We start from the raw sequence: 20,435 nt of genomic DNA, 5'->3' as shown, positions 1-20,435 counted from the left end.
GCAGGGCGTGCCCTGTCCCGGCACGACCAGTACAGGGGTCCGCAATGGATCGCGCGCGGCGAGTCTGCTTTCTGCTCAAGGTGAAGGCGGACATGATGGACGAGTACCGGAGAAGGCATGCCGAGGTGTGGCCGGACATGCTCGCGGCGTTGACGGAAACGGGCTGGCGAAACTACTCGCTTTTTCTCGCGCCTGACGGTTTGCTCGTCGGCTACTTCGAGACCGACGACCTCGAAGCGGCACTCGAAGGCATGGCCGTTGCCGAGGTCAACGCGAGGTGGCAAGCAGAGATGGCTCCGTTCTTCGAAGATCTCGACGGCAAACCAGACGAGGGAATCGTGCCGTTGAGCGAGGTTTTCCACCTCGCGTGACCATCCATCAAGTTGGGAGGACCTCGTGTCTGACTACCCGGCCGTCAAGGCGGCGCTGCGCGCGCAGCACATCGAAACTCCTTCGTGGGCCTTCGGGAATTCGGGAACCCGGTTCAAGGTCTTCCAGCAGGAAGGCGTTCCACGAGATGCCTACGAGAAGATCGCGGACGCGGCGAAGGTGCACGAGTTCACCGGCGTGGCGCCGAGCGTGGCGGTGCACATCCCGTGGGACACAGTGGACGACTACGCCGAACTGGCGAGATACGCGACAGAGCGGGGTGTGGCGATCGGCGCCGTCAACCCCAACGTCTTCCAGGACGACGACTACCGCCTCGGCAGCGTGTGCAACCCCGACCCGGTTGTCAGGACGAAAGCGCTGACCCACCTGCTCGACTGCGTCGACATCATGGACGCCACCGGTTCGCGCGATCTGTCGATCTGGCTCGCCGACGGGCTCAACTATCCCGGCCAGGACTCGATCGCCGACCGGCAGGGACGGCTCGAAGAGGCGCTTGCCGCGGTGCACGACCGGTTGGGCGAACACCAGCGTATGTTGCTGGAGTACAAGTTCTTCGAGCCCGCCTTCTACGCGACCGACGTACCCGACTGGGGAACCAGCTACGCGCATTGCGTCGAACTCGGCGACAAGGCCGAGGTGCTTGTGGACACCGGTCATCACGCGCCGGGGACGAACATCGAGTTCATCGTTGCCTTCCTGTTGCGGAAGCGCAGGCTCGGCGGATTCCACTTCAACTCCCGGTTCTATGCCGACGACGACCTGATGGTGGGCGCCGCGGACCCGTATCAGCTCTTCCGGATCATGGTCGAGATCGTGCTCGGCGGCGGACTTGATCCGAACTCCGGTGTCGCGTTCATGCTCGATCAGTGCCACAACATCGAGCCGAAGATTCCCGCGCTCATCCGGTCGGTGATGAACGTGCAGGAGGCGACGGCGAAAGCGCTGCTCGTCGACGCGACCGCGCTCGGCAAGGCGCAGCGCGAAGGTGACGTGCTCGGCGCCAACGGTGTGCTTGTCGACGCGTTCTCGACCGATGTGCGGCCGTTGCTCGCCGAGCTGCGGGAAGAGCAGGGCCTCGATCCGGATCCCCTCGCGGCCTACCGGCGCAGCGGGTACGCGGAACGGATCAGGAACGAACGCGTCGGTGGAGCCGCCGCGGGCTGGGGGGCGTGACGTGACGGCTGAGACACATCCCGTCGTCGCCGAGTTGCTGGCTCGTTCGCACGAGCTCGGTGCCGACCGGAGGAACACCAACTACGCGGGCGGCAACACGTCGGCGAAGGGGACCGGAACCGATCCCGCGACGGGCGGCGACGTCGAGTTGATGTGGGTCAAGGGCTCCGGCGGCGACCTCGGAACGTTGCGGGAGCAAGGGCTCGCGGTGTTGCGGCTGGACAGAATGCGGGCTCTCGTAGACGTCTATCCCGGCGAGGATCGGGAAGACGAGATGGTCGCGGCGTTGGACTATTGCCTCCACGGCAAAGGAGGAGCGGCACCGAGTATCGACACGGCGATGCACGGGCTTGTCGAGGCGGCACACGTCGACCACCTGCACCCCGATTCCGGGATCGCGATCGCGACGGCCGCTGACGGCAAGCGGCTCACGGCAACGATTTTCGGGGACCGGGTCGTGTGGGTTCCGTGGCGCAGACCGGGTTTCCAGCTCGGGCTCGACATCGCCGAGATCAAACGCCGCCATCCGGAAGCCATCGGCTGTGTGCTCGGCGGGCACGGCATCACGGCGTGGGGTGAGACGAGCGAGGAGTGCCGACGAAACTCGCTGGAAATCATCCGTACCGCGCAAGACTTTCTGCACGAGAACGGGAAGCCGGAGCCCTTTGGCACGGAGATTCCCGGCTACGGGGCGCTTCCCGAGTCGCGACGCCGTGAGCGGGCAGCCGCGTTGTTCCCCGTCCTCAGAGGACTCGCCTCGACCGACGCTCCGCAACTTGGGCACTTCACCGACGATGAAGTCGTTCTCGATTTTCTCGCCAGGCAACGACATCCCGCGCTTGCCGCGCTCGGTACGTCCTGTCCCGACCATTTCCTTCGCACGAAGGTCGCGCCGCTGGTCGTCGACCTGCCGTCGAACGCTTCGCTCGACGAGGTCGTGGCGAGAGTCAAGGAACTACACCAGCGCTACCGCGAGGAGTACGCGGCGTACTACCGGCGGCACGTTCGCGAGGACTCGCCTCCGATAAGGGGTGCCGACCCGGCCATCGTGCTCGTGCCAGGTGTCGGCATGTTCAGCTTCGGCAAGGACAAACAGACCGCTCGGGTCGCGGGCGAGTTCTACGTCAACGCGATCAACGTGATGCGCGGAGCCGAGTCGGTGTCGAGTTACGCCCCGATCCCCGAGTCGGAGAAGTTCCGCATCGAGTACTGGGAACTGGAGGAGGCGAAGCTACGGCGAATGCCAGTGCCGAAGCCGCTCGCGACGCGCGTCGCGCTCGTCACCGGTGGCGGTTCCGGGATCGGCAGGGCGATCGCACGGCGCCTCGCCGCGGAAGGCGCGTGCGTCGCCGTCGCCGATCGAGACCTCGAAGCGGCAACCCGGGTCGCGGAGGAGATCGGCAACTCGGACACCGCAGTCGCCGTCGCTGTCGACGTATGCGACGAGAACGCCATCGCGGATGCCATCGCAGCGACGGCCCTCGCCTTCGGCGGCGTCGACCTCGTCGTCAACAACGCAGGGCTTTCGGTGTCGAAACCGCTGCTCGACACCAGCGCCTCGGACTGGGATCTACAGCATGACGTGATGGCCCGCGGCTCCTTCCTCGTGGCGCGCGAGGCGGCAAGGGCGATGATCGCGCAGGGCATGGGCGGCGACATCGTCTACATCGTCAGCAAGAACGGGGTTTTCGCCGGTCCCAACAATGTCGCCTACGGTGCGACGAAGGCAGATCAGGCGCATCAGGTGAGGCTGCTGGCCGCCGAACTCGGCGAGCACGGCATCAGGGTCAACGGTGTCAACCCGGACGGTGTCGTTCGCGGGTCCGGCATCTTCGCTTCGGGGTGGGGCGCGCAGCGGGCCGCGGTGTACGGCGTGGCAGAGGAAGACCTTGGTGCCTTCTACGCCAAGCGGACCCTGCTCGGTCGCGAGGTGCTTCCCGAACACGTCGCGAACGCGGTGTTCGCGCTGACCTCTGGCGAGTTGTCACACACGACGGGGCTGCACATTCCGGTCGACGCCGGGGTCGCAGCCGCGTTTCTCAGGTGAGGAGGGCCATGACGGAGCGGACGAGGAGGCCGAAGATCGGCCTCGTGGCGGGTGGACTTGGCGCCTACTGGCCGCAGTTTCCCGAGCTGCTGCCGACGTTGCGCAGGTCGGCGGCATACGTCAGCGAGCGCATCGCCGGCTTCGACGCGGACATTGTCGACGTGGGGTTCATCTCGGACGCCAAGGAGGGTGCCGTCGCGGCCGACGAGCTGCGGGAGGCCGATTGCGATCTGATCGTCGGCTACCTGACCACGTACCTGACAGCTTCGATGTTGCTGCCGATCGCCCAGCGTAGCGGCGCTCCGGTTCTGCTGATCAACCTCCAGCCGACGAAGGCGATGGATCACGCCACCGTCGACACCGGACAGTGGCTCGCCTATTGCGGCGCGTGCCCGCTTCCGGAGATGGCCAACACCTTCACCAGGGCGGGCATCGAGTTCCGCAGTGTGTCCGGCTATCTCGCCGACGAGCGAGCGTGGACGCGGATCGGCGCATGGATTTCGGCCGCCTCGGTGCGGAGGGTGCTGCGTGGAGGCAGACACGGGCTCATGGGGCATCTCTACCCGGGGATGTACGACGTGTCGACGGACCTGACGATGGTCAGCGCCCAGTTCGGCGGGCACGTCGAGGTGCTGGAGTTCGACGACCTGAGGGTGCGGGTCGACGAGGTCACCGATGATCAGGTGGCCGCCAAGGTCGCCGAGGCCGAGTCGGTGTTCGACGTCGATCCTTCGGTGAACCGTCAGGACCTGGAGTGGGGTGCCAAAGTCTCGGTCGGCCTCGATCGGCTCGTCGCCGACTTCGACCTGGACAGCCTCGCCTACTACCACCGGGGACTTGCCGGTGAGCAGCACGAACGGCTCGGCGCGGGAATGATCCTCGGGGCGAGCCTGCTCACCGCGCGCGGGATTCCCGCTGCCGGTGAGTACGAGCTGCGGACCAGTCTCGCGATGCTGATCATGGACATTCTCGGCGGTGGCGGTTCGTTCACCGAGTTGCAGGCATTGGACTTCGAGAGAGGTCATGTCGAGATGGGGCACGACGGCCCGGCTCACCTCGCGATCAGCGCGAAACGGCCGTTGCTGCGCGGGCTCGGCGTCTATCACGGCAAGCGTGGCTGGGGTGTCTCGGTGGAGTTCGACGTCGCGCACGGTCCCGTGACGCTGCTCGGTATCGGGCAGGACCGCGAAGGCAAGTATTCGATGATCGGGTCGGAGGGCGAGGTCGTCGAAGGCCCGCTCATGCGGATCGGGAACACGACGAGCAGGGTGGACTTCGGCCGCGATCCCGGTGAGTGGACCGACGAGTGGTCAGCGAGCGGGGTCGCGCATCACTGGGCGCTCGGGGTCGGTCACCGGGCGGCTGAGCTGCGCGCGGTCGCCGGTCTGCTCGGCATCCCGTTCACCGGGGTGTGAGGTGGCCCGGTTCGTCGCGGTCGATCTCGGTGCCACCAGCGGGAGGGTCATGCTCGGCGAGGTCGGCTCGGGGGAGATCGAGCTCGCCGAGATCCGCAGGTTCGCGACGGGCCCGAGGCCGAGGGTGGGCGGAGGTCTGTGCTGGGACGTCGCCGGGATGCTCGCCGAGATCAAGGCGGGCCTCGCCGATGCGGCCGAGTCGAGGCCGGTGTCGATCGGCATCGATTCGTGGGCCGTCGACTACGGGCTGGTCGGTGCGGACGGCAGGCTCGAAGGCGACGTGCGGTGCTATCGCGACCCCCGTACGGAGGGAATGGCGCAGCGGCTGCGCGCGCGGGTTCCCGACGAGCTGCTTTACCGGATCACGGGCTTGCAGTATCTGCCTTTCAACACCGTCTACCAGTTGCTTTCCGAACCCGAAGGGCGACTTGTCGACAAAACCATGTTGCTGTTGCCTGACCTGATCGGGTACCAGCTCACCGGGGAAATCGGCGCCGAGGTGACCAACGCGTCGACGACGGCGCTGCTCGACGCGACGACAAGACGGTGGTCGGCGGAACTCGTCGCAAGAGCAGGTCTTCCTGACGGCCTGTTGCCTCCACTGCGGCAACCCGGCGAGCCGGTCGGCGCCACCGAGGACGGAACGACCGTGCTCGCCGTCGCCTCCCACGACACCGCCTCCGCCGTCGCCGCGATCCCCGCCGACGCTGACGGCGCCTACATTTCGTGCGGAACCTGGTCGCTCGTCGGCCTCGAACTGCGAGCTCCCGTGCTCACGGAAGCCGCCCGTGAGGCCAATTTCACCAACGAGGCGGGCATCGACGGTACGGTGCGGTTCCTTCGCAACACGATGGGCTTGTGGCTGCTGAGTGAATCGTTGCGGGTGTGGCGTGAGCAAGGGCTCGACATTAGGCTCGGCGACGTGCTGGAAGCGGCGATGAGAGAACCCGCGTTCAGGTCCATTGTGGACCCTGACGCCGCTGTTCTGCTGCCACCCGGCGACATGCCTTCGCGAATCGCGACCCTGTGCGCCGAGTCGGGCCAGCCGAAGCCGGAAAGCCCGCCTGCCGTCGTGAGGACGATCCTGGAATCCCTCGCCGTCGCGCACGCCGCTTCCCTTCGCGCGGCGGCGAGGCTCGCCGACCGCTCGCTCTCCCTCGTGCACCTCGTCGGCGGCGGGGCTCGCAACGCGGCGCTGTGCCAGTTCACCGCCGACGCCTGCGGGTTGCCCGTGCTGGCAGGGCCCTCGGAAGCCAGCGCGCTCGGCAACGTGTTCGTACAGGCGAGGGCCGCCGGGGTTCTCGAAGAGAAACCGCGGGGAAGGCCGCTCGGCAGGTACGAGCCGCGCGGCGAAGCCGAGGCGTGGCGATCGGCAGCCGAACGCGTGGGGCTGGCATGACCGGCCCCCGCGTCGCGCTCTTCGCCACCTGCCTCACCGACACGCTCTACCCCGAAACGGCGAGGGCGGTGCTCACCCTGCTCGAACGCCTCGGCTGCACGGTCGAATTCCCGCTCGCGCAGACGTGTTGCGGGCAAATGCACTTCAACACCGGATACGCGGGCCACGCGAGGCCGTTGGCCCGCGACTACGCCGCCGCCTTCGACGGCTACGACTACGTGGTCACCCCTTCCGGCTCGTGCGGCGGCATGGTGAGGGAAATCCACCCTGGACTGTGCGGAACGAGCCCAGCTGTGGAGCGGACCTACGAGCTGAGCGAGTTCCTTGTCGACGTGCTCGGAACAATCGACGTCGGGGCGTACTTCCCTCATCGCGTCACCTATCACCCGACGTGCCATTCGCTGCGCATGCTCGGGGTCGGCGACAAGCCCCTCCGGCTGCTGAGGGCGGTCGAAGGACTCGAACTGACCGAACTGCCGCTCGCCGAGCAGTGCTGCGGGTTCGGGGGCACCTTCGCCATCAAGAACGCCGAGACGTCGACGGCGATGCTCGCCGACAAGATGAATGCGGTGCAGGACACCGGAGCGCAAGTACTGACCGCAGGCGACAACTCGTGCCTGATGCACATCGGCGGTGGTCTTTCCCGGTTACGGGCAGGGATCAGGACCGTCCACCTCGCGGAGATACTCGCGAGCACGGAGGAGGAGCCATGGCCGGTCGGAACCCGGTGACCTGGCTGGGGAGCCCCACCTTCCCGAAGGCGGCGCACATCGCGCTCGGCGACACCCAGCTCAGGAGCAACCTGCGCAAGGCGACGACCACGATTCGCACCAAGCGGGCAGGCGTCGTCGCCGAACTCGACGACTGGGAGCGACTGCGCAGGGCAGGCGAGGCCATCAAGGACAGCGTGCTCGCCGACCTCGACACCTACCTGTCGCGGCTTGAGGAATCGGTGACCGCGCGAGGGGGCGTCGTGCACTGGGCCCGCGACGCCGACGAGGCGAACCGGATCGTGCTCGACCTCGTGAGAGCGCAGGGTGCCGAGGAGGTGGTGAAGGTCAAGTCCATGGCTACCGCTGAGCTCGGGCTCAACGAGGCCCTTGAGGAAGGCGGGGTTCACGCGGTCGAGACCGATCTCGCCGAACTCATCGTCCAACTCGGACACGACCGGCCATCACACATCCTCGTGCCCGCGATTCACCGCAACAGGGCCGAGATCAAGAACATCTTCGACCGCGAAATGCCGGAGCGGCCTGCTTCCGACGAACCGCGTGACCTCGCCGAAGCGGCGAGGCGACACCTACGCCGCAAGTTCCTTTCGGCCAAGGTCGCCATATCCGGCGCCAACTTCGCCGTCGCCGACACCGGATCGATCGTCGTCGTCGAGTCGGAGGGCAACGGGCGCATGTGCGTGACGCTCCCGGAAACCCTGATCACCGTCATGGGTATCGAGAAGGTCGTTCCGAGCTGGCAGGACCTCGAAGTGTTCTTGCAGTTGCTGCCGCGATCCTCGACGGCGGAACGGATGAATCCCTACACGTCGGTGTGGTCAGGGGTGACTCCCGGCGACGGGCCGAGCACCTTTCACCTGGTATTGCTGGACAACGGGCGCACCGCGACACTCGCCGACCGCGTCGGAAGGCAGGCGTTGCGGTGCATTCGCTGTTCGGCCTGCCTCAACGTCTGTCCCGTCTACGAAAGGACGGGAGGACAGGCATACGGTTCGGTATACCCTGGTCCGATCGGCGCGATCCTCGCTCCGCAGTTGTCAGGCGACCTGCACGACGAGCAAGTCGCTTCGCTGCCCTTCGCCTCCTCGTTGTGCGGGGCGTGCTACGAGGTCTGTCCTGTTCGGATCAACATTCCAGAGGTGCTTACCCACTTGAGGGAGCAAGCAGTCAAGGCAAAGGGAAAACGCACACCGGAAGCCATTGCCATGTCGGCGGCGGCCTGGGTTTTCGCCGATCCGAAACGCTACGAGGCCATGCAGCGCGCCGGTTCGCTCTCCCGGCTGCTGGCGAGAGACGGCCGGATTTCCCGGTTGCCGTGGCCGGGTTCGAAGTGGACGGCGACCCGCGACGCGCCTTCGATTCCGGAGGAATCGTTTCGCGCATGGTGGAGGCGCAATCGTGAGTAGCGCCAAGAACGACATCCTCGCCAGAATTCGCAGTGTGGAACGGTTTTCCCCGGTCGCCGTTCCTCGTGACTACGAACGCGCTCGCGCCGCGGCCGACCGGCTCGGCCTGTTCGCGGAACGCGTCGCCGACTACAAGGCCATCGTCCACAGGGTCGACGAGGAGGTCCTGCCGGATTGGATTTCCCGCTGTCTCGCCGAGCGCGGCGTCGCGACGATGGCCGTCCCAGCCGACGCGCCCGTTTCGTGGCGCGTTCCCGGCGTGAGCTGGGTGCCCGACGACCCGTCGCTTCCGGTGTCCACGGTGGACGCGGTGCACGGCGTGCTCACCGGATGTGCCGTCGCCATCGCGGAGACGGGGACGATTGTGCTCGACACTGGTATCGCACAGGGCCGCCGCCTGCTGACGCTTGTTCCGGACTATCACCTGTGCGTCGTGCGAGCCGACCAGGTTGTGGTGAGCGTGCCGGAAGCGATCGCGAGACTCGACGCGACCCGGCCGCTGACCTTCATCAGCGGACCCTCGGCGACGAGCGACATCGAACTGGATCGCGTCGAGGGCGTGCATGGCCCCCGCACGCTTGAGGTGCTGATCGCCGGACGGTGATCAGCGGAGCGGAAACAGCCGCCACGCCGGAACGGGCCGTCCGAAGTAGTAGCCCTGCGCTTGATCGCAGCCGAGCTCCTTGAGTACCGCGACCTGCTGCTCGGTCTCGGTGCCCTCCGCGATGACGGTCAGCTTCATCGCGTGTGCCGTGTTGACGATGCCGGTGACGATCGCGACGGCGTCGCTGTCGGGTTTGTCCAGGCCGGCGACGAACGACTGATCGATCTTGAGCGTGTCCAGCGGAAGTCGCCACAACTGGGCGAAAGCCGAGTAGCCGGTACCGAAGTCGTCGATCGCGAGCCGCACGCCGAGCGAGCGCAGCGCCCTGAGCACCTGTGCCGCCGCCTCGGGTTCCCTGACCAGTGCGCTTTCGGTGATTTCAAGGCACAGCGCCTCGGGCGGCAGGCCGGTTCGCTCCAGCGCCTTGCGCACCGAAGGCACCAACGTCGGGTCGTCGAGCTGCTTGGCGGAAAGGTTGACCGTCAACCGCAGGTCGACGTCGTGCAGGCGGCGCTGAGAGGCGATCTCGGCGGTCGTCGTGTGCAGCATGAAGTCGCCGATGACGTTGATCAGGTCGCTTTCCTCGGCGAGCGGGATGAACTCGACGGGCGAGATGGCGCCGTGAGTGGGGTGTTCCCAGCGCATGAGGCCCTCGACGGCGATCGTCCTGCCGGTCTCGACGTCGACGACCGGCTGGTAGGCGACCCACAGCTGGTCGGCGAGAACGGCTTCCCTCAGGTCCTGTTCGAGCCGCAGCTCGCGCTGGATGCGTTCGCGCAGCTCGACATCGAAGAACTCGTAGCTGCCCCTTCCCCGCTTCTTCGCCTCGTACATCGCCACATCGGCGTCCCTGATCAGGTCTTCCGCGCTGCGATCGTCGCCGGGCTCGGCCGTCACGATGCCGGTGCTCGCGTCGACGTGCAGCCGCCGCCCTTCGATCATGATGGGCTGCGTCAGCGAATCGCGAAGGTGCTCGATGAGCGCGCGGATCTCGTCCGTTCCGCCCTTGCCGAAGGTGACGACCGCGAATTCGTCCCCGCCCAGCCTTCCTACGAGATCGGACCTCCGGACACAGTTGCTGAGGCGCTGTCCGACGATGCGCAGGACCTTGTCGCCGGTGCTGTGCCCCAAGGAGTCGTTGATGACCTTGAACTTGTCGAGGTCGACGAACAACACGCAGGCCCTTGTCTCGCGCTCCGGGTTCTGCAATGCCCTGTTGAGCCGCCTGAGCACCAGGGTGCGGTTGGCGAGCCCGGTCAGCGGGTCGTGGGTCGCGTCGTGTTCGAGCCGTTCACCGATGGCTCTGCTCTCGGTGATGTCGGTGAAGGAGCTGACGATGCGGGAGGGAGGCGGAGCGTCGGGATCGAGCGGCCGGCAACTCAGGGACAGCCACGCGCTCGAACCGTCCGCGCGCTTCACGCGCAGCGTTTGGTTGTCGCACGGTCTACCCGTACGACCAGTCTTCGCGAAGGGGTAATCCCAATGGGGGATCGCGGCTCCCCGCTCGTCGAAGAGCGCGAACCGGGTCGGGGACTGACCGATGAGGCGGTCGCGGCTCATCCCGAGGATGCGCTCGGCCGCCGGATTCACCGATTCGATGAGACCGGTGGGGCCGACGACGAGGATGCCTTCGCTCAGTGCGGCCACCACGATGCTGTACCTGCGTTCGAGCTGGCGGCGCACTGTTTCGTCGGCGCAAACGAGCACGAATCCCTCGCGCATCTCGGCGGCCGAAACCCGGATCGCCAGCCGTTCGCCGTCGATCCGGTTGTGGGTTGCGTCGGCGACACCGCCGTCTTCGAGGATCGCGACCGGGTCGAGTGGAGCGCCGACGAGCATGCCGACGTCGCGTCCGATGGCTTCGTAAGCAGGCCAGCCGTACACCTGTTCCGCCGCCGGATTCCAGCTCGTGACCGTGCCGTCGGCCTTCGTGGCGATGATCGCGTCGCTGACGTGGGAGACGAGGGCGGCCTGGTAGCGCAGGGCGGATTCGGCGGCCTTCTGTGCCGTGATGTCCCGCATGATGACCTGGAAGGCGGGCCTTCCCTGCCAGTTCGTGCGGACGGAAACCGATTCGACGAGCATGGTCTCGCCGTTGAACCGGCGGAGCATGACCTCGGTGGGTTCGCTCGTTTGTCCTGGTTCGACCAGTGAACCGATGCGATCCAGCATCTCCGAAACAGATCCGGAAGCGACAAAATCGGTGATGGGCCTGTTCAACAATTCTTCGGGAGCGTCGACGGCGGCGAACCGTTTGCAAGCGGGGTTGACATACACGAGATTTCCGTTCTCGTGCACGCAGATGGCGTCAGGGCTGAGGTCGACGAGCAGCCGGTAGCGGTCGGCCAGGTCGGCCAGTGCCTGTTCGTTGCCGTGCCGCTCAGTCACGTCGGTGGCAATTCCCCGTAGCAGCGCGGGGCCACCTCTGCCGCGACCGCGGGCCAAGAACCGAATCCATCGTGCATCGCCTTCGGGTCTGTCGTGGCGCTGTTCAAGGTCGAAATCCTCCCATACAGGGTAGTCGCACCCCGCTACGGTCATGGGCTTGATCAACTCAAGAAGCCGGTGCTTGATCTCGTCGACCGCGGTCTCGGGAAAGCCGAGTATGTCCGCGAGTCGTGGGCTCCAGGTCACCGAGTCGTCCTTGAGGTCGACCGTCCACATCGCCGAGTCGCTGGCCGCGAGTGCCAGCTCCATGACGTCAGGGGGGTACTGCCACATCGGCAAGCCGTTGAAGGCGTGCGCCGCCATGTTTCCGTCCATCCGAAGTTACTTGTGGACTCTGATTACAACATGGAATCGCCGTTAGGCGAATAGGAGTAATCGGGCTCGACTTTGTCTCAGCGGCATCTTGAAGACGGTGGCCGGGCGTCACAAGAGTAGGTGACCTTTTTGGGCCTGGGTGTCGCGCGCTCTGCGCGCGCCGACGGTCCGTCCGGTCACCGAATCCGCAGAACAAGGCAGGAAAGTGAGGAAGATCGTGTCGCAAGGAATTGAGATTTGCGGCATCGGCGCGGTCACCGGCTACGGCTGGGGTCGTGAGGTGTTGTGGAAAGGGCTCGTCTCCGAGAAACCAGCGGCGACGTTGACCGGTGGCTTCGGCAAGGACGGGTCCGAGTCGATCTGGGTCGCCACCGTCCCGGAAGGCGGTGACCCCAAGGACGGAAGGGGCAGGTTCGCCCGCGCCATGCGGGCATCGGCGAGAGAAGCCATCGCCGACGCGACCGAGCGCGGTTGGACGCCGGGTCGCAGGGTCGGGCTGCTGCACGCGGTCGTCATCGGTGAGGCGTACCTGTGGAAGGACTTCTACGTCTCTGACAACGGCAGCCTGAGGTTGCGGGACTATCTCGCGCTGATGCCGTCGACGCCCATGTCGACGTTCATGCAGGAGTACGGGTTCACCGGGCCGGCCATGAACGTCTCGGCCATGTGCGCTTCGGGCAACGCGGGCTTGCTGACCGCGAAAGCCTGGCTCGACGCGGGAATCGTCGACGACGTCGTTCTCGTGGCGACGGACCTGTCGCTGACGCCGGAGAACGTCCGGCATTTCACGCGGCTCGGCGTCGCCGTGGCCAACAGGGAGCCCTTCGACGGCTGTCGGCCGTTCCAGGAGGGCAGCAGGGGCTTCGTCATGGGCGAGGCTTCGGTGGGCTTCGTTCTCTCCAACCGTTCGGACAAGCCCTACGCGGTCACCTTGGGTGGAGCGATGTCGCACGATGCGTATCACGTGACGTCGATCGACCCCGCCTTCCCCGAGGTGCGGCGGTGTTTCGCGGAAGCGCTGGACAACGCGGGTGTCGCCGCGTCAGACGTGCGTTACGTCAACGCGCACGGGCCGGGTACGAGGCAGTGCGACCGGACGGAGGCGACGATTCTCGAAGAAATGTTCCCGGAGGACACCGGGATCTACTCCGTGAAGCCGTTGACCGGGCACTGTCAGGGGGCCGCTTCCGCGGTCGAGATCGCGGTCGCCGCGCTCGGCTACGAACGTGGCGTCATCCCCGCGCCGCCGAAGGTTGCGCAAGCACATCCGCAACTGCTGCACGGTGAGTTCCCTGTCGACGGAGGGCTTACGGTGAAGTCGTCGCTCGGAATGGGTGGCCACAACTCCGTGGTCGTGCTCGGACCGGCTTCGGCGTGATCTTCCGGTGACCGGCATTCTGCTCGATGCCGGTCACCGGTTCTCCTCTGGTCTTGCTCAGGTCAGTGCGGCGTCCAGCGTGATCGTCGTACCGGAGAGGGCCTTGCTCACCGGGCAGGTGTCCTTCGCGGTCGCGGCGAGTACCTGGAAGGCTTCCTGATCGATGCCGACAGTGCTGTCGACGTCAGCGCGCAGGGTGATGTCGATGGCGGTGATGCTCAATCCGCCGTCGACGGGGCTCACGGTCACCTCGGCGCTGACGTCGATGGTCTTCGGCGCGTGCCCGTTGCGTTCGAGTACGGCGGAGAGGTTCATCGCGAGGCAGGACGACTGGGCTGCCGCGATGAGTTCCTCGGGGCTCGTCTGTCCCTCCGCGTCGCCGATGCGCCGAGGAAACGACACGTCGAACTGCCCCGCGTTCGACGAGTCGAGCGTGACCGTTCCCTTGCCCGAGTTCAGTCCACCTGTCCAGTGTGTCGTGGCGTCACGGCTGACCATGTCCTGCTCCTTTGGGTTGGTGCGGGTGTGATTCGAAGATAGGCCGCGCGAGGTCAGTGAAGCCCGACGAACGTCGCCATGTCGTCGACGGCGTAGCCGAAGAAGGCGTCGGCGGGTTCGAGGCTGTTGGCGAACTGGCCGGTGAGTTCGAAGCTGAGCATGCCGAAGAGCTGGGTCCAGGCGACGAAAAGTCTCGCCAGCACCGGGGCCGGGATGCCTGGCGCGAACCGCGCGCCGACGTCGGCCGCCTGGGCTTCCAGTGGGGCGGTCAGTGCTGGTTGCGGGTGTGGCGAGCTGATCAGGTCTTGTTCGACGGCGGCGGTGACGACGGCGATCAGCGCGAGCGGAACCCTGCTCGCCGGGGTGATGGTGTCGACGGGCGCCGCGTAGCCGGGGATGGGCGAGCCGAAGATCAGCGAGTATTCGTGCGGGTTGGCCCTCGCCCACGCGCGGATGGCGTGGCAGGTGGCTTGCCAGCGCGCTCTCGGGTGGGTTTCCGTACCTGCCGCGGCCTCGGCCGTCGTGCCAAGCGAGTTGTACGCGTCGACGATGAGCGCGGTCAGCAGGTCGTCTTTGCGCGGGAAGTACCGGTAGAGAGCCGAGGACACCATGCCGAGCTGTCTCGCGACCGCGCGCAGGGAAAGGGCCTCGGCGCCGACCTTGGCCAACTGGGTGCGGGCCTCGTCCTTGATCGCGGCCGTGACTTCGGCTCTGGCGCGCTCGCGTGCGGTTCGGTGGGCTGCTGGCATGACGCCGAGTGTGTCACGAATGAGAGCGGTGAACAAATTCAAGAGCAGCGCTCTTGACAGAGCATCAGGCGAGGTGTTCACTGATCTCAAGCAAGAGCACTGCTCTCGAAAAGAAGAGGACGCGATCATGACCAGCACCAACCGTTACCTCAAGCCCGCCAAGGCGGACCGCGCGTTCAACTCGCTGGCAAGGGGGCTGACCAAGGTCGGCATCAGCCTGCTCGGCAGCAGGGTGCTCACCGTCGAGGGCCGCAAGTCGGGCCAGCCAAGGTCGATCGTGCTGAACCTGCTCAAGCACGACGGCGAGCGCTACCTGGTCTCGCCGAGAGGACACACCGAATGGGTGCGCAACCTGCGGGTGGCAGGCGAGGCCACACTCAGCGTCGGCAGCCGCTCCGAAACTGTGCGGCCGGTCGAACTCGCCGACGAGGACAAGCTCCCCGTCATCCGCGCGTACCTCAAGAAGTGGGGCTGGGAGGTCGGCAGGTTCTTCGAGGGCGTCACCGTCGACACCCCCGACGACGAACTGCTCGACCTCGCGCCCGGCTTCCCCGTCTTCCGTCTCTCGAACAGCCACTGACCAGGCCGGACGCGGCAAAATGAGAGCAAGGGAGCTTTGCTACCACTTTGCCCGCCCTGCCGGCCGTGGCGCTTGCCGCTATTCGAGCAGCCGGGCCGCGGCGAGCGCGAGCGGTTCGAACGCCTCCGGCTCGGTATCGGAGAGCTTTCGCAGCTCGGCCCGCATCCTGGGTTCCCAGAACATCCGGACGTGGGCCGCGATCGCCGTCGCCGCCGTACCCGGCTCCTGGTGAGGGAACTGCACGGCGATGTCGTTGATCATCCGGATCTCCGGCGCGATGGTGTCGGCGGTGTCGGTCATCAGTCGGCCAGCGCCGGTGTCTCGTCGGCTGCGGCGATCCGCTCCTCGGGACGGCCGCCCGGTTTGAGGCCGACCTGTACCGCCGTCACCTTGTACTCGGGGCAGTTCGTGGCCCAGTCCGAGTTCTCGGTGGTCACGACGTTCGCCCCGGTGCCCGGATAATGGAACGTCGTGTAGACGACGCCGACCGGCATCCGGTCCGAGAGCGTCGCGCGCAGCGACGTCGCCCCGACCCTGCTCGCCATCGTCACCTCGTCACCGTCGGAGATCCCGCGCTCCTCCGCGTCGTGCGGATGGATTTCCAGCACGTCCTCCTTGTGCCACGCGATGTTGGCCGTGCGCCTCGTCTGCGCTCCGACGTTGTACTGGCTGAGTATCCGGCCCGTCGTGAGGATGAGCGGATACCTGCGGGTGCTGCGTTCCCTTGTCGCGACGAACGGCGTCGGCACGAACTTGCCCTTGCCCCGCACGAACCCGTCGACGTGCATGACGGGCGTTCCCTCGGGAGCCGCGTCGTTGCACGGCCACTGCACGCTGCCGAGTTCGTCGAGCTTGTCGAAGGAGACACCCGCGAACGTCGGGGTCACCGCCGCGATCTCGGCCATGATCTCGCGAGGATGGGCGTATTCCATGGGGTAACCCATCGCCTCGGCGATGTCACAGGCGACCTGCCATTCGTGCTTGCCGGTCTTGGGTGTCATCACCGGCCGCACCCTGTTGATGCGGCGCTCCGCGTTGGTGAACGTGCCGTCCTTCTCCAGGAACGAGGTGCCAGGAAGGAACACGTGCGCGAACTCGGCCGTCTCGTTGAGGAAGAGGTCCTGCACGACGAGCAGATCCAGCGCCGAGAGGGCCGCGTTGACGTGCTGCGTGTTGGGGTCGGACTGGGCGATGTCCTCGCCTTGCACGAACAGTCCCCGGAAGCTGCCTTCCACCGCGGCGTCGAACATGTTCGGGATGCGCAGTCCCGGCTCGGCGCCGATGGGCCGCCGCCACAGCGTTTCGAACACCTCGCGCACGGCGTCGTCGGAAACGTGCCGGTAGCCGGAAAGCTCGTGAGGGAACGACCCCATGTCGCAGGAACCCTGCACGTTGTTCTGGCCACGCAACGGGTTGACGCCGACGCCCTCACGGCCGATGTTGCCGGTCGCCATCGCGAGGTTGGCCATGCCCATGACCATCGTCGAGCCCTGGCTGTGCTCCGTGACGCCGAGTCCATAGTAGATCGCGCCGTTGCCCGCCTTCGCGTACTCGCGGGCCGCGGCTCGCAATTGCGCGGCGGGGACGCCGGTGATCGACTCCGTCGACTCGGGGCTGTACTCGGGCTGCGCGATGAACTCGGCCCACGTGTCGAAGTCCTCGCAGCGTTGCTCCACAAAGGACCTGTCAGCAAGACCTTCGGTGACGACGACGTGTGCGATCGAGTTGACGACCGCGACGTTGGTTCCCGGCGCGAGTTGCAGGTGGTGCGCTGCCTCAACGTGGGGAGAGCGGACGAGATCGATCCGCCGAGGGTCGATCACGATGAGCTTCGCGCCTTCCCTGAGCCTGCGCTTCATGCGCGAGGCGAAGACAGGGTGCCCGTCGGTCGGGTTGGCTCCGATCACCACGATCACGTCGGCTTCGGCCACGGACCGGAAGTCCTGCGTACCCGCCGAGGTGCCGAACGTCTGCTTGAGCCCGTATCCGGTCGGCGAGTGGCACACCCTCGCGCAGGTGTCGACGTTGTTGTTCCCGAACGCCGCCCGCACCAGTTTCTGCACGACGTAGACCTCTTCGTTGGTGCACCGGGAAGAGGTGATGCCGCCGACGGAGCCCGCGCCGTGCTTTTCTTGGATGGCAAGGAACTTCTCGGCCGTGTACGCGATGGCGGTCTCCCAGTCGACCTCGCGCCACTCGTCGGTGACGCGCTCGCGGATCATCGGCTTGAGCTTGCGATCGGGATGGGTCGCGTAACCGAAGGCGAACCTTCCCTTGACGCAGGAGTGGCCCTCGTTGGCTCCGCCGTCCTTGTAGGGAACCATGCGGACCAACTCGTCACCGCGCAGCTCGGCCTTGAAGGAACAGCCGACGCCGCAGTAGGCACACGTGGTGAGCACGCTCCTCGTCGGCATTCCCAGATCGACGACCGAACGCTCCTGGAGCGTCGCCGTGGGACACGCCTGCACGCAGGCGCCGCACGAGACGCACTCGGAGTCCATGAACAACTCGCCCGCGCTCGCCGATACCTTCGAGTCGAAGCCCCTGCCCTCGATGGTGAGCGCGAACGTTCCCTGCACCTCGCCGCACGCCCTGACACACCGCGAGCACACGATGCACTTCGAAGCGTCGAAGTCGAAGTAGGGATTGCTGGTGTCCTTCGGCGCGTCGAGATGGTTCTCGCCCTCGTAGCCGTAGCGGACCTGGCGAAGACCGACGACACCGGACATGTCCTGTAGTTCGCAGTCACCGTTGGCCGCGCAGGTGAGGCAGTCGAGAGGATGATCGGAGATGTAGAGCTCCATCACGCCCTGCCGCAGCTTCTCCAGCTTCGGCGTCTGCGTGCTGACCCGCATGCCGTCGGCGACGGGAGTCGTGCACGAGGCGGGAGTTCCCTTGCGACCGTCGATTTCGACGAGGCACAGCCTGCACGAGCCGAACGCGTCGAGGCTGTCGGTCGCGCACAGTTTCGGGATGTCGGTCCCCGATTCCGCGGCGGCTCGCATCACCGACGTACCTTCCGGCACGGTCACCGGCACGCCGTCGATCTCAACGGTCACGGTCGCAGGCCCCGGCTTGGCCGGTGTGCCGAGGTCGTGTTCTTTCAGCAGGCCCATTGTTCTACTCCGCCTCCTTTTCCGTGCGTGTCGCACGCGCGGTGAAGTCGTCGGGGAAGTGGTCGAGCGCGCTGCGCACGGGGTTGGGAGTCAGGCTTCCCATCGCGCACAACGAACCCTCTGTCATCAGCTCGCACAAATCGTTCAGCAGGGCAAGATTGCCGTCGGGGTCCTCTCCTCCGGTGATCTTGTCGATCACCTCGACCCCGCGCACGGAGCCGACCCTGCACGGCGTGCATTTGCCGCACGATTCCTCGGCACAGAACTCCATCGCGAACCGTGCCATCGCCGACATGTCGACGGTGTCGTCGAAGACGACGATCCCGCCGTGACCGAGCATCGCGTCGGCTCCCGCGAACGCCTCGTAGTCCATCGGCAGATCGAAGCGGTCGGCCGGAAGATAGGAACCCAGCGGGCCGCCGACCTGGACCGCGCGGACGGGACGGCCGGAAAGGGTGCCTCCTCCGTAGTCGTTGACCAGTTCGCCGAGCGAGATACCGAACGCGGTCTCGAAAACGCCTCCTCGCGCGATGTTGCCCGCGAGCTGGAACACCTGGGTGCCGCGCGAGCGTTCGAAGCCGAGCGCCGAGTATGCGGCACCGCCGTCGGAGAGGATCTTGGGCACGCTCGCCAGCGTCAGCACGTTGTTGACGACCGTCGGCTTGCCGAACAGACCGGTGATGGCTGGAATCGGCGGTTTCGACCGCACCATGCCGCGTTTGCCTTCGAGGCTTTCCAGCATCGACGTTTCCTCGCCGCAGATGTAGGCACCGGCGCCGACCCTGACGAACAGGTCGAATCGCAGCCCTGAGCCGAGGATGTCCTCGCCGAGCCAACCCTGCGAGTAGGCGATGTCGATGGCCCTTCGCAGCGTGGCGACCGCGTCGGGGTATTCGGAGCGGACATAGAGGTAGCCCTCGCTCGCGCCGACCGCGTGGGCCGCGATCGTCATGCCCTCGATGAGGCAGAACGGGTCGCCCTCCATCAGCATCCGGTCGGCGAAGGTTCCGCTGTCACCCTCGTCGGCGTTGCAGCAGATGAACTTGAGCGGACCTTCGGTCTCCAGCACGGTCTTCCACTTGATGCCGGCGGGAAAACCGGCGCCGCCCCTTCCCCGCAGTCCCGATTCGGTGACCTCGGCGACGACGGCGGCCGGTTCGAGTTCCAGTGCCCTCCGCAGACCGATGAGCCCGCCGTGTGCCTCGTAGGCGGTTGTCGAGAACGGATCGGTGACGCCGACCCTCGCGAAGCACAGCCGCTGCTGATCCCTCAGCCACGGCAGTTCCTCGACGAGCCCGTGGCACGACGGATGGTCGTCGCCGGTCAGCAGGCCGTTCGCGAGCAGTTCGTCGACGGCCGACGCTGAGACAGGGCCGTAGCCGACCCTTCCGCGCGGTGTCTCGACCTCGACGAACGGTTCGAGCCAGAGCATCCCTCGGGAACCGTTGCGCACGACGGTGACGTCGTCGCCGGTCGCGCGGTTGATGGCCGAGGCGACGTCGTCGGCGCCGACCGAGACGGCGGCGGAGTCGCGCGGTACGTACACCGTTGTCATGAACCGGCTCCGTTCTCGGTCGGTGAAGCCGCGCGGGTTTCGGCGTTGGCGAGGATGTCGACCAGTCGCGAGCGGTTGATCCGGCCGTACAGCCGTCCGTTGACCTGCGCGGCCGGACCGAGCGCGCAGTTGCCGAGACAGAAGACCTGGTCGAGGGTCACGGAGCCGTCCGGTGTCGTCTGGCCGAGTTCGATGCCGAAGACCTGTTCGGTGTCGGCGACGACCTGTTCGGCGCCGACCGACTGGCAGGCTTCGGCTCTGCACAGCTTCACCGTCGCCGCGCCAGCCGGTTCGGAGCGGAAGTCGGTGTAGAAGGTGACGACGCCGTGGACGTCGGCCCTTGAGATGTTCAGCTCGGCGGCCAGTACCGGAATGACCTCGGCCGCGATGTAACCGAATTCGGCCTGAATGCCGTGCAGGATGGGCAGCAGTGCGCCGCGGTCGTCCCTGTGCGCGTCGATGACGGCCCTGACCCGCTCCGCGACCGAAGCTCCGCTGCTTTCGACCGCCATACCGCCTCCCTGGCACCTGTCGGTGTATACCGTATACACCGACAATCGTACCCATGCCGCGAGCTATCCAACAAGCCTACGTTCGACAAGGGGGTGAGCACGATGCCGAATGTTGTCGC

At 66.4% G+C, this 20,435-nt stretch carries 17 protein-coding genes; 10 read left to right on the top strand and 7 right to left on the bottom strand.

All coding sequences use genetic code 11. The annotated features are described in order from the left end of the window. Positions 1-44 precede the first annotated feature (44 nt). The 8 genes from BAY61_RS30055 to BAY61_RS30020 are packed head-to-tail and all read left to right on the top strand — an operon-like array spanning position 45 to position 9,165. Positions 45-371, top strand: coding sequence for an L-rhamnose mutarotase (locus BAY61_RS30055; protein WP_091805471.1), 327 nt, complete (start codon positions 45-47; stop codon positions 369-371). A gap of 25 nt (positions 372-396) precedes the next feature. Then, complete coding sequence (gene rhaI, locus BAY61_RS30050; RefSeq protein WP_091805468.1) at positions 397-1,563, top strand: L-rhamnose isomerase; 1,167 nt, start codon at positions 397-399, stop codon at positions 1,561-1,563. Position 1,564: 1 nt separating this feature from the next. Beyond that, positions 1,565-3,610, top strand: coding sequence for a bifunctional aldolase/short-chain dehydrogenase (locus BAY61_RS30045; RefSeq protein WP_091806494.1), 2,046 nt, complete (start codon positions 1,565-1,567; stop codon positions 3,608-3,610). A gap of 8 nt (positions 3,611-3,618) precedes the next feature. Then, positions 3,619-5,025, top strand: coding sequence for an L-fucose/L-arabinose isomerase family protein (locus tag BAY61_RS30040; RefSeq protein WP_091805465.1), 1,407 nt, complete (start codon positions 3,619-3,621; stop codon positions 5,023-5,025). Position 5,026: 1 nt separating this feature from the next. Further along, entirely contained in the window at positions 5,027-6,424 is a 1,398-nt protein-coding gene (locus BAY61_RS30035) for a rhamnulokinase (protein ID WP_091805462.1), read from the top strand. Continuing rightward, entirely contained in the window at positions 6,421-7,155 is a 735-nt protein-coding gene (locus BAY61_RS30030) for a (Fe-S)-binding protein (RefSeq protein WP_091805458.1), read from the top strand. The genes BAY61_RS30035 and BAY61_RS30030 overlap by 4 nt, the downstream gene beginning before the upstream one ends. Next, positions 7,134-8,561, top strand: coding sequence for a LutB/LldF family L-lactate oxidation iron-sulfur protein (locus BAY61_RS30025; RefSeq protein WP_091805455.1), 1,428 nt, complete (start codon positions 7,134-7,136; stop codon positions 8,559-8,561). The genes BAY61_RS30030 and BAY61_RS30025 overlap by 22 nt, the downstream gene beginning before the upstream one ends. Then, on the top strand, positions 8,554-9,165 hold the full coding sequence (locus BAY61_RS30020; RefSeq protein ID WP_091805452.1) for a LutC/YkgG family protein: 612 nt from the start codon (positions 8,554-8,556) through the stop codon (positions 9,163-9,165). The genes BAY61_RS30025 and BAY61_RS30020 overlap by 8 nt, the downstream gene beginning before the upstream one ends. Here the strand turns inward: BAY61_RS30020 and BAY61_RS30015 are convergent, their stop codons facing one another. Beyond that, positions 9,166-11,916, bottom strand: coding sequence for a sensor domain-containing protein (locus BAY61_RS30015; protein WP_245865564.1), 2,751 nt, complete (start codon positions 11,914-11,916; stop codon positions 9,166-9,168). 229 nt (positions 11,917-12,145) lie between these two features. Here BAY61_RS30015 and BAY61_RS30010 point away from each other — a divergent pair, with 229 nt between their 5' ends. Next, positions 12,146-13,306: a beta-ketoacyl synthase N-terminal-like domain-containing protein gene (locus BAY61_RS30010; RefSeq protein WP_420848806.1), complete on the top strand. Its 1,161-nt coding sequence runs from the start codon at positions 12,146-12,148 to the stop codon at positions 13,304-13,306. 57 nt (positions 13,307-13,363) lie between these two features. On the opposite strand, the gene BAY61_RS30005 is transcribed toward BAY61_RS30010, so the two are convergent. Beyond that, a complete protein-coding gene (locus BAY61_RS30005; RefSeq protein WP_091805443.1) occupies positions 13,364-13,804 on the bottom strand; it encodes an OsmC family peroxiredoxin in 441 nt (146 codons plus the stop codon). Between the two features lie 53 nt (positions 13,805-13,857). After that, positions 13,858-14,553: a TetR/AcrR family transcriptional regulator gene (locus BAY61_RS30000; RefSeq protein ID WP_091806491.1), complete on the bottom strand. Its 696-nt coding sequence runs from the start codon at positions 14,551-14,553 to the stop codon at positions 13,858-13,860. Between the two features lie 127 nt (positions 14,554-14,680). Here BAY61_RS30000 and BAY61_RS29995 point away from each other — a divergent pair, with 127 nt between their 5' ends. Continuing rightward, a complete protein-coding gene (locus tag BAY61_RS29995; protein WP_091805440.1) occupies positions 14,681-15,133 on the top strand; it encodes a nitroreductase family deazaflavin-dependent oxidoreductase in 453 nt (150 codons plus the stop codon). Between the two features lie 78 nt (positions 15,134-15,211). Here BAY61_RS29995 and BAY61_RS29990 read toward each other — a convergent pair whose 3' ends face one another. Genes BAY61_RS29990 through BAY61_RS29975 form a run of 4 tightly spaced genes read right to left on the bottom strand, consistent with a single transcriptional unit; the run spans position 15,212 to position 20,316 of the window. Then, entirely contained in the window at positions 15,212-15,433 is a 222-nt protein-coding gene (locus BAY61_RS29990) for a formate dehydrogenase subunit delta (RefSeq protein WP_110057675.1), read from the bottom strand. Then, positions 15,433-18,249: a formate dehydrogenase subunit alpha gene (gene fdhF / locus BAY61_RS29985; RefSeq protein WP_091805437.1), complete on the bottom strand. Its 2,817-nt coding sequence runs from the start codon at positions 18,247-18,249 to the stop codon at positions 15,433-15,435. Before fdhF ends, BAY61_RS29990 begins: the two co-directional genes overlap by 1 nt. Before the next feature lie 4 nt (positions 18,250-18,253). Next, positions 18,254-19,804: a formate dehydrogenase beta subunit gene (locus tag BAY61_RS29980; protein WP_091805434.1), complete on the bottom strand. Its 1,551-nt coding sequence runs from the start codon at positions 19,802-19,804 to the stop codon at positions 18,254-18,256. Beyond that, the gene (locus BAY61_RS29975) at positions 19,801-20,316 is read right to left on the bottom strand and encodes an NADH-quinone oxidoreductase subunit NuoE family protein (protein ID WP_091805431.1); all 516 of its coding nucleotides are present in this window, start codon (positions 20,314-20,316) and stop codon (positions 19,801-19,803) included. Before BAY61_RS29975 ends, BAY61_RS29980 begins: the two co-directional genes overlap by 4 nt. Between the last annotated feature and the right edge of the window lie 119 nt (positions 20,317-20,435).

Origin of the sequence: Prauserella marina (genome assembly GCF_002240355.1) — a bacterium.
Classification (GTDB): Bacteria; Actinomycetota; Actinomycetes; order Mycobacteriales; family Pseudonocardiaceae; genus Prauserella_A; species Prauserella_A marina.
This window is presented reverse-complemented; position numbering and strand designations above follow the sequence as displayed.